This window comes from Sciscionella sediminilitoris, assembly GCF_000737195.2.
Lineage (GTDB): Bacteria > Actinomycetota > Actinomycetes > Mycobacteriales > Pseudonocardiaceae > Sciscionella > Sciscionella sediminilitoris.
The window spans coordinates 1-8,642 of the sequence record NZ_JALM01000092.1 but is presented as its reverse complement, the minus strand read 5'-3'; the positions used below and the strand labels follow the sequence as shown (position 1 = coordinate 8,642).

The window sequence follows — 8,642 nt, the reverse complement described above, 5'->3', positions numbered from 1 at the left end:
TTGAAACCATCTCTAAAGGTCGATGAGATTCGGCGCAGGATCGACCACGAAATGGCGGAACGTGGCATGGAACCGCCCGACTGGAGTGCCAACCCCCCGCGGACACCAGAAGACCTACCCGCCGATCTGGCCGCACTGAACCGCGGGCACCGAGTGAACGCATACTTCTGGGATCCTCAGGGCGCGATCAAACTGTTCCTGAATGACGCTGAGCGCATTTGTCGCGAGATCAGCCAACTCCCACCCAACCTACCCGACGGACTGGACCAGGCAGTTGCGGCTGCCCAGACAACGCTCAGTGAACTACCCGCGCTCCGCAAAGAAACCCCATAAACCGCTCGGAGAACCTGCAGGTCGCCAATCTCGGGAAAAGCTTGCACATTGGGGCGACTCGCCCTGCGGGCAACTGCCGGATGGCGTGCGCATGAAGGCGTGGCATTCGAGGCGTGGTCAGGGGTGGGTGGACCGGCTCAGTCGATGCGAAGGGCGCCGATTTGGGCGACCATGGCCGGGTCGCGGTGGTCGAAGAACTGCGACGTACCCTGGTCGAGGCCGGCGATGGCGGCCATCTCGTCGACGGCGAGCTGGAAACCGAACACATCAACGTTCTGGCGGATCCGCCCGGGTGTGGCGGACTTGGGGATCGCGACGATGCCGCGTTGGATGAGCCACCGCAGCACGACCTGCGCAATCGACGTGCCGTGCGCCTCGGCTATCGGGGCCAGCCAGGGGTGGCGAAAGATGTCTTGCTTGCCCTCGGCGAACGGTCCCCAGGACTCGAGTTGCACGCCGTGCTCCCGCATGACGCTCTGATCTTCGATCCGCTGATAGAAGGGATGCGTCTCAATCTGATTGACCGCGGGGACGATCTCGTTATTCGTGATCAGGTCCACGAGGCGGTCGGGGTGGAAGTTCGACACACCGATCGCGCGGATGCGGCCCTCTTTGTACAGCCGCTCCATCGCGCGCCACTCACTATAGACGTCGCCGTGCGGCGCGTGGATCAGGTACAGGTCGAGATAGTCCAGAGCGAGCCGGTTCAGGGACGCCTCGAAGGCACGGATGGTGTTGTCCTCGCCGGTGTCCTGTATCCACAACTTGGTGGTCACGAACAGCTCTTCACGGGGAATGCCGCTGTTGGCGATGGCCCGCCCGACGGCCTCCTCGTTCTGGTAGGCGGAGGCGGTGTCGATAAGCCGGTAACCAGCCCGGAGGGCCTGGCTCACCGCCATCTCCGTCTCGGCGGCGGGGATCTGATAGACGCCGTAGCCGAGGATCGGCATGACGACGTCGTTGTTGAGGGTTACGGTCCGCATGAATTCCTGTCTCTCGCGGGAGTGTTCAGTCGTCGAGGACGAAGGTGCCGCCGGCTGCCACGGCGACATCAGCGCCGAAGCATGCCGCCGGGGTGTAGGCGCCGGGCTTACCCTCGCCCCGGGCGAGCCGCGCGGCGACCTCGGATGCCGCGGCCGCGGTGTAGTCCATGCCGTCGTCGGCGCGCAGCCAGCCCTCGCGGCGGGTGCCGTCCGGCCAGGTGATGACCGCGTGGCCCCAGGAGTGCCGACGGGGGCGCGGAGCCAGCTTCATCTTGGCACCGGCCATCTGCCGGGTGACGAAGCGCCGCACCGGCCCGATGGACAGCAACTTTGCGGCGAGGGGCAGCACCACCCGTACGACCGGCGAGGTCGGAGCCAATGCGGTGGTCACGGTGACCGTCGGCGCTTTGCTCACCTCGTGGGCGGCCAGGAGTTCGGCGGTGGGGGCTCCCGCCGACTTGACCGTCTGTCCGTCGGGCAGCGTGAGGTGCTGCGGATCGGCGCCCAGGCGGGTCTTGACCAGGCGGCCGCCCGCGTAGGCGCGTCCGCCTTCGGCGATGGCGTCGACGATGGAGGCGGCGTAGGCGGCGCCCATCGCCCCGCCCTCGCTGGCCACGGAGGACAGGGCGTCGACGCGCACAGCGGCCGGGGTGGGGCGGCCCTCGCACAGCTTCACCACCACTGCCTCTGACGCCAGGACACCGAAGCCGGAACCGGTCACCAGGGTGCTGTCCGCGGCGGCGGCTTCCTGACGTAGGTCGAGCAGGCGGGGCACAGCGGTCAAGTCCGCGGCGAGATCCACGTAATGGCCTCCCGGCAGGCAGGCGTGGGCAATGCTCGTCGCGGTCTCGGCGTACTTGCCGATGGTGTTGACGACCACGGAAGGCCGGTGCCGGCTGATCTCGGCCGCCATGGTGTCGATGTCATCGGCGATGACAACCTTCGCGCCGAGTTCCGCGGCGGCCTTGCGCAGCCGGTCGCTCTCGCGGCCGACCAGCACCGGATCGAGGCCCTCGGCGGCCAGGCGCGCGGCCACGGCGCTGCCTATGCGCCCGGTGGCGCCCAGTATCCAGACGTCGCCGGATCGCGTGGCGTTGGTCGTGTCTGTCATGGGGTTCCTCCGCATCCTCGTGGCCCGCCGCTTCTGGGTGGCCGGGTCTCGACGCCCCAGTGATGGCACATTGCGTCATCACGCTCGACGATACCACTCACGACGCAATGGGACATCACTTCCATGGTCGACCCGCAGCGCTATTGCGGCATGGCGAGATGGAAAGTCGCAGGTCAGCTGGCTTCCTACCCGTCGGGCCCGCGTTATGACTCAGTGAGTCGTGACGTGGTAACGTGATGACTCAATGAGACATCGCGTCGTCGTGATCGGCGGTAGCTCCGGGATGGGTTTGGCAACCGCCAAGGCGGCTGCCGAGGTCGGTGCGGCCGTCACGATCGCCTCCCATGACCAGCTGCAACTGGACGCGGCACAGGCGCTTTGACGGGTGACGTGGATGCCGTGCGGGTGGACGCGACCCGCGAGAGCGACATCGCGGCCCTCTTCGAGCGGGTCGGCGAGTTCGACCACCTCGTCTATACGGCGAACGGAGCCCCCAGGCCGCAGCCCATTGCCGGAGTGGACATCGACCAGGCACGCCGCGGCCTCGATGTGTATCTGTGGGGCGTTGTCGCCTCCGTCAAGCATGCGGTGACCCGCATCCGCGCGGGTGGCACCATCGCATTGACGTCCGGAATGATGGCCGTGCGCCCCACACCGGGCGGGGCCCTCGGCGCCGCAGGCGCGGCCGCGATCGAGGGTCTGGTTCGCGGCCTGGCGGTCGAGCTGGCCCCGGTGCGAGTCAACGCCGTACGCCCCGGCACGGTGCGCACCCCGATGTACGACGCGATCCCGGAAGCGCAGCGCGAGGCGATGTTCGCCCAGCTCGCCGAGGGGACGCTCACCGGGCGAGTCAGCGAACCCGAGCAGATTGCGGCGGCCCACCTGTACCTGATGGGCAACCCCTACGTCACGGGCACCGTCCTGGCCGTTGATGGCGGGTCGGTGCTCAAGTAAGCGCCAACTTCTTGAAGGCGGTTCGTCTGAAGCTGAGGGCTCGTGGTCAAGCCGCAAGGTGGGCCTGGGTCGACCTCAAACCGCCGGCCCGCTCGGTACCGGCGGCGCCGCGTCCCGCCGACTAGCCGCGGCGCCGCTCGCGGCTCGGACGAGGCACACTCACCCGCCTCGTACGAGCCGTGCCTGACCATACCGCGCGATGTCCCATTGCGTCATCATGGCGCTGACCCAGTGAGACATCGCCGACGGAGTAACGGACCCCGTCATGGGGGCGCCCCTATTCGTGCGGGCTGACGTAGGGCTTGGTGTGCAGGCCACCATCGACCCGCAGCGTGTCACCGGTGATCCACCCGGAATCGGCAGAAGCCAGGAACAGGACGACCGCCGCCATGTCGGCGGGGGTGCCGGCGCGATCGAGCGGGGTGTTGCCGATCACGGCGTCCGTGAACGGCGTCTGCATGGCCTGGGCCATGCGGGGGGTGTCCACCAGCCCGGGAGCGATGGTGTTGACTCGGATCCCGCGTGGGGCCAGCTCCATTGCGGCGACCTTCGTCAGCATCTCCACGCCGGCTTTGGCAGCGCAGTAGGCGGCTAGGCCCTCTGCTGGCTGGCGGGCGTTGAGGGACGCGATGTTGATGATGGCGCCACCCTCGGTCATGTGCTGTGCTTCGTGTTTGACCCCCAGGAATGCGCTGGTGAGGCACAGGTCGATGTCTCGCTGCCAGTCCTTGAGTTCGATGTCGGCGATGGCGCCGAAGGTGCCGCCCCCTGTGGTGTTGACGGCAGTGTGGACGGGCCCGAATGCTGCGGTGGCGGCCTGGATAGCAGCTCGGACCTGAGATTCGTCGGTGACGTCGGCGACGTACGCGCGGGCGCGGTCGCCGAGGTCGCTGGCATGCTTGCGTACGGCGTCGGCGTTGATGTCGACCAGCGTGACGGTGGCGCCGGCCGCGTGGAGTTGACGGGCGGTCTCAAGGCCGATTCCGACGCGGCGCCGGTGACCAGGGCGTTGCGGTCGTGCAAGATGTGCTCCTCTCAGTGGGGGAAGGGGAATTCGGTGGACTGGATCGTCAGTTGACGGAGCGGCCGGTGCCTTTCCAGTGCGGCTCGCGCAGTTCACGCTTAAGGATCTTTCCGGCGGGTGAGAGCGGCAGCTGCGCAGCGAAGTCGACTGTTCTGGGGGCCTTGTAGCCGGCGATCAGCCTCTTGCAGTGGTCCCGCAGTTCATCGGCGCTGGCCGTGTGGCCGTCGGTGAGGACGACGACGGCGTGGACCCGCTCGCCGTAGGTGGCGTCGGGTACGCCGATCACCGCGCAGGTGGCGACGGCGGGATGCTGAGCCAGGGCGTTCTCGACCTCGATCGAGTAGACGTTCTCACCGCCGGTGACGATCATGTCCTTGATGCGGTCGACGATGAACAGGTAGCCGTCGGGGTCCATGTAGGCGCCGTCGCCGGTGTGGAACCAGTCGTCTCGCAGTACGGCCTCGGTCTCGGCGGGCTTGGCCCAGTAGCCGCTCATGACATTCCCGCCCCGGATCACGACCTCGCCGACCTGCCCGCGCGGCAGTTCCTTCCCGTCCGCGTCGACGACCTTGACCTCGCAGTGCGGTGCGGCCCGTCCGGCAGAGGACAGCCGATCACTGTGGTGATGCCGGTGGTCGTCGCCGGTGAGCACGGTGGCGACCGGGGCCACTTCGGTCATTCCGTAGCCCTGGACGAAGGAGGCTGATGGCAGCTCGTCCATGGCCCGTTTCAGCAGCGTCTCGGGTATCGGCGAGGCCCCGTAGATGACAGTCCTCAGGCCCGACAGGTCGAACGCTGCCAGGTCCGGGTGGTCGACCAGGGCTTGGATCATCACGGGCGGCAGCATGACCACCGACGCGTAGTCGTTCTGGATCGCCTCCATCGCTGTGACGGGCTCGAAGGCGGGGATGAAGACGTGGGAGCCGCCGACGAGCATCTGGGTGTTCCAGGCTGCCAGGGCCGCGAGATGAAACATCGGTGCGGCGTGCAGCATCCGGTGGCCGGGGGCGGTCAGCGGCCCCATGGCCTGTGTGCCCAGCGCCGAGGTGATCATGTTGGCGTGGCTGAGCATCACGCCCTTGGGGAAGCCGGTGGTGCCGCCGGTGTAGAAGACGCCGGCGAGGGTGTCGCCGCCGTATCGACCGTCCTCGACGGCATCCGCTGCGGACAGCAGCGCTTCGTACGTCAATAGGCCGTCCGGTGTCTGCTGGTCGCCGCAGTAGATCACCGTGTCGAGATCGCCCCGCAGCTTCTCGGCAGTCGGCAGGAAAGCATCGTCCACGAGCAGGATGCGGGTGCCGGACTGCTCGAGGGAGTAGCGGATCTCCGGCGGCGCCCAGCGGATGTTGACCGGGTTCACCACCGCGCCGATCCACCAGCAGCCCAAGAGGTATTCGTGGAAGCGGTCGGAGTTGAACGCCAGCATCGCCACGCGGTCACCGGGCTTGACGCCGAGTTCGCGCAGGGCGCCGCCGAGCCGGGCAACGCGCTCGGCGGATTCCGCGGCCGTACGTGTGCGTGGACCGCAGAGGGTGAACGGCGCATCCGGCGCCTGTTGGAGCGCACGGTGCAGCGACTGGGTCAGGTACATCAGACGTGCCCCTTCTGCGGTCAGCGGGTGCCCGCGGTCAGGTGCTCGGCGAAGAACGCGCGGGTCGCGGCGATGGCGGCGTCCTTGTTCTTGCCGTAGTACGGGGAGTAGTGGCCGCCGGGCAGCTCGATGAGGGATTTCGGTTCGCCGGCCGCGGCGAATGCCTCGCGCTGTCCGGGAAGCACGTCCTGGTCCGCGATGATCATCTGCAGCGGCTTCGGTGCGATGCGCTCGATGAACGGCGTCATGTCCAGCAGGACGGTCGGGGCGTAGGACTGCAGGGTGATGCGGTTGCGGTAGTTGCGCAGCTCCGCCTCGCCCCAGGTTGCGGTGTACGCCTGGTAGTCGGCGACGTAGGCGGCCGGTGCGTCGTCGGGGGTGTCGAAGGGCATGTACTCCGGCTCCCCGCCGAGTGCGCGCTTGCGGCGGTCGTCGGACAGGGTCTGGTAGTAGCGGTCCAGGTCGTCGCCGAAGCCGGCCGCGAACGCAACGAACTCGGGCGTCCAGTCGATCAATGGGACCTGCGACAGGACGCAGCGCACGCGGGAGTCGATGGCTGCGACGGCGAGGACGTCGCGGCCGCCGAGGCTGGTGCCCCAGATCCCGATGCGGGCCGGGTCGATCTCGTCCAGGGTGGTGACGTAGCTGATCGCGTTCTGCCAGTCGTCGATGCGGCCGGTGTGGTCGATCTCCTCGCGGGGCTGGCCGTCGCTGTCGCCCCAGTTGCGGTAGTCGAAGGTCAGCGCCGCGATGCCGTCGGCCACGAGGGCGTCTGCGATGTCGGGGATCGTCCACTCTTTCAGCCCGCCCAGCCCGTGACCGAGGACGACCAGCGGATGCGGGCCCTCGGTGGCGGGTCGGCGAAGCCACCCGCGCAGGGTGACGCCACCCGAGGTGAACTCGATGTCGCGGCTGATTGCGCTGGTCTTGTCGTTGTCGCTCATGTCGTTTCTCCTATCTGCTGGAAGCTCTGTCCCAGTGGCAGCAGGTGCCCGGCCCGCGCCGCTGGTCGGCGAATGCAGCGCGTGCCTGGAGCGGCAGCGTCGGACATTCGTTGTCGGTTGGCACGGATGCGGCGGTGGTGGGCAGGGCAGCCACTGTGTCGGCGACTCGAGGGTGATGTCCCACTGAGTCGTAACTCTAGCACGATGATGACCCAGTGCGTCATCGGCTACAGTGGCGGAATGCCCCGCTGGATGCCCCGCGCGAAAGAACGCCTGAGAGACGCCGCTATCGAGCTGTCCCTGGAGCATGGGTACGAGAACGTGACCGTCTCCGAGATCACCGATCGCGCCGGCCTGACCCGGCGCACGTTCTCCCGCTACTTCACTGACAAGCGAGACGTGTTGTTCGCCGGCTCGGAACAGCTCGCGGAAGCCGTCGGCGCCACCGTCCGTACGGTTGACGCCGACCTCGCGCCATGGGAGGCCACGGTGGCCGCCTTGCGGGACGTTGGCGACCAGCTGGTGCAGCTTGTCCCGACGGCCTCGGGGCGCCGCGTGGTGATCCAGACCAGCGCGGACCTCCAGGAGCGGGAACGCACGAAATACGCGCTGATTGCGACCGAACTGACGCGGGCGCTACGTGAACGGGGCGCGCCGGAACATGCTGCCGAGGTGCTCGCCGAGGTGGGCGTGACGGCTTTTCGGGCCGCGTTCAATCGTTGGCTCGACGCCCCCGCAGGGAAACCCTTCTCGGCACTGTTCGATGACGTCACGGTCGAGCTTGCCGCATCCCTGTCCCGAGCGCCCTAAGAGCGGGTCTCACGTGGATTTACCCTTGGTTCTGTGATCATGTTGTGGTGGACGAACTTTCGCGGCGGTTGGTGCCAGATGAGTTGTGGGCGTTGGCCGAACCGCTGATCCCGCGGTTCGATGCGCGACCGCAGGGCGGTGGTACCGCGCCGGTGGACGATCGGGCGGTGTTCACCGCGATCGTGTTCGTCCTGACCAGCGGTTGTGCCTGGCGGTATCTGCCGCCGTCGTTCGGGGTCACCGTGCCCACCGCGCACCGCCGGTTCACCGCGTGGACCGAGGCCGGCTTGTGGCGGCGCCTGCACCGGGCCGTCCTCGACGAACTCGGCAGCCAAGGCATGATCGACTGGTCCCACGCGGTCCTGGACGGAGCATCCGTCGGGGTCAAAAAAGGGGATCCATGACCGGACCGAATCCGGTCGACCGGGGTAAGACCGGCTCTAAGATCCACGTCCTGTCCGAGCGCGCCGGGCTGCCGCTGTCGGTGGCCGTCTCCGCCGCCAACACCAACGACGCCTACGCACTCAAACCCCTGGTCAAAGCGATCCCCGCCATCAAATCCCGGCGCGAGCCGCGGCGCCGCAAGCCCGCCAAACTGCATGCCGACAAAGCCTACGACCAGCAAGAGCTGCGCGACTGGGTCCGCGACCGCGGCATCGGCGTCCGCATCGCTCGCAAGGGCATCGAATCCAGCAAGAAACTCGGCAAACACCGCTGGGTGATCGAACGGTCGATCGCCTGGCTGTTCGGCTACCACCGACTCAACATCCGCTACGACCGCAAGGCCACGCACTTCCTCGCCTTCCTCACCCTCGCCGACACGCTGACCTGCTACAAGAGGCTGGCCAAATCAACCACGTGAGACACGCTCTTTAGAGTTCGTTGCAGAATG

The 8,642-nt window shown here is 67.5% G+C and carries 10 protein-coding genes; 5 read left to right on the top strand and 5 right to left on the bottom strand.

Annotated features, from left to right (window positions below; genetic code table 11):
• A partial coding sequence (locus tag AD72_RS37770; RefSeq protein ID WP_231645022.1) for a hypothetical protein occupies positions 1-333 on the top strand: 333 nt, incomplete at its 5' end.
• 137 nt (positions 334-470) lie between these two features.
• Here AD72_RS37770 and AD72_RS29235 read toward each other — a convergent pair.
• Both AD72_RS29235 and AD72_RS29230 read right to left on the bottom strand, forming a co-directional pair.
• Positions 471-1,316: an aldo/keto reductase gene (locus AD72_RS29235; protein WP_031469851.1), complete on the bottom strand. Its 846-nt coding sequence runs from the start codon at positions 1,314-1,316 to the stop codon at positions 471-473.
• 25 nt (positions 1,317-1,341) lie between these two features.
• Complete coding sequence (locus tag AD72_RS29230) at positions 1,342-2,427, bottom strand: NAD-dependent epimerase/dehydratase family protein (protein ID WP_031469850.1); 1,086 nt, start codon at positions 2,425-2,427, stop codon at positions 1,342-1,344.
• Between the two features lie 244 nt (positions 2,428-2,671).
• Between AD72_RS29230 and AD72_RS37290 the strand changes: the two genes are divergently transcribed.
• A complete protein-coding gene (locus AD72_RS37290; RefSeq protein ID WP_197285115.1) occupies positions 2,672-2,809 on the top strand; it encodes a hypothetical protein in 138 nt (45 codons plus the stop codon).
• An 8-nt stretch (positions 2,810-2,817) separates the two neighbouring features.
• A complete protein-coding gene (locus AD72_RS29225) occupies positions 2,818-3,381 on the top strand; it encodes an SDR family oxidoreductase (protein WP_197285114.1) in 564 nt (187 codons plus the stop codon).
• A 277-nt stretch (positions 3,382-3,658) separates the two neighbouring features.
• Here the strand turns inward: AD72_RS29225 and AD72_RS29220 are convergent, their stop codons facing one another.
• The 3 genes from AD72_RS29220 to AD72_RS29210 are packed head-to-tail and all read right to left on the bottom strand — an operon-like array spanning position 3,659 to position 6,940.
• Positions 3,659-4,501, bottom strand: coding sequence for an SDR family NAD(P)-dependent oxidoreductase (locus AD72_RS29220; RefSeq protein ID WP_197285113.1), 843 nt, complete (start codon positions 4,499-4,501; stop codon positions 3,659-3,661).
• The gene (locus tag AD72_RS29215; protein WP_031469848.1) at positions 4,452-5,996 is read right to left on the bottom strand and encodes an acyl-CoA synthetase; all 1,545 of its coding nucleotides are present in this window, start codon (positions 5,994-5,996) and stop codon (positions 4,452-4,454) included. The genes AD72_RS29220 and AD72_RS29215 overlap by 50 nt, the downstream gene beginning before the upstream one ends.
• Positions 5,997-6,016: 20 nt before the next feature.
• Complete coding sequence (locus AD72_RS29210; RefSeq protein WP_031469847.1) at positions 6,017-6,940, bottom strand: alpha/beta hydrolase; 924 nt, start codon at positions 6,938-6,940, stop codon at positions 6,017-6,019.
• 240 nt (positions 6,941-7,180) lie between these two features.
• Between AD72_RS29210 and AD72_RS29205 the strand changes: the two genes are divergently transcribed.
• Together AD72_RS29205 and AD72_RS36000 are read left to right on the top strand one after the other, a co-directional pair.
• Complete coding sequence (locus AD72_RS29205) at positions 7,181-7,750, top strand: TetR/AcrR family transcriptional regulator (RefSeq protein ID WP_031469846.1); 570 nt, start codon at positions 7,181-7,183, stop codon at positions 7,748-7,750.
• Between the two features lie 44 nt (positions 7,751-7,794).
• A protein-coding gene (locus AD72_RS36000; RefSeq protein WP_156365417.1) for an IS5 family transposase occupies positions 7,795-8,612 on the top strand; the annotation gives its coding sequence in 2 pieces (ribosomal slippage) (positions 7,795-8,143 and positions 8,143-8,612; 819 coding nt in all).
• Positions 8,613-8,642 lie beyond the last annotated feature (30 nt).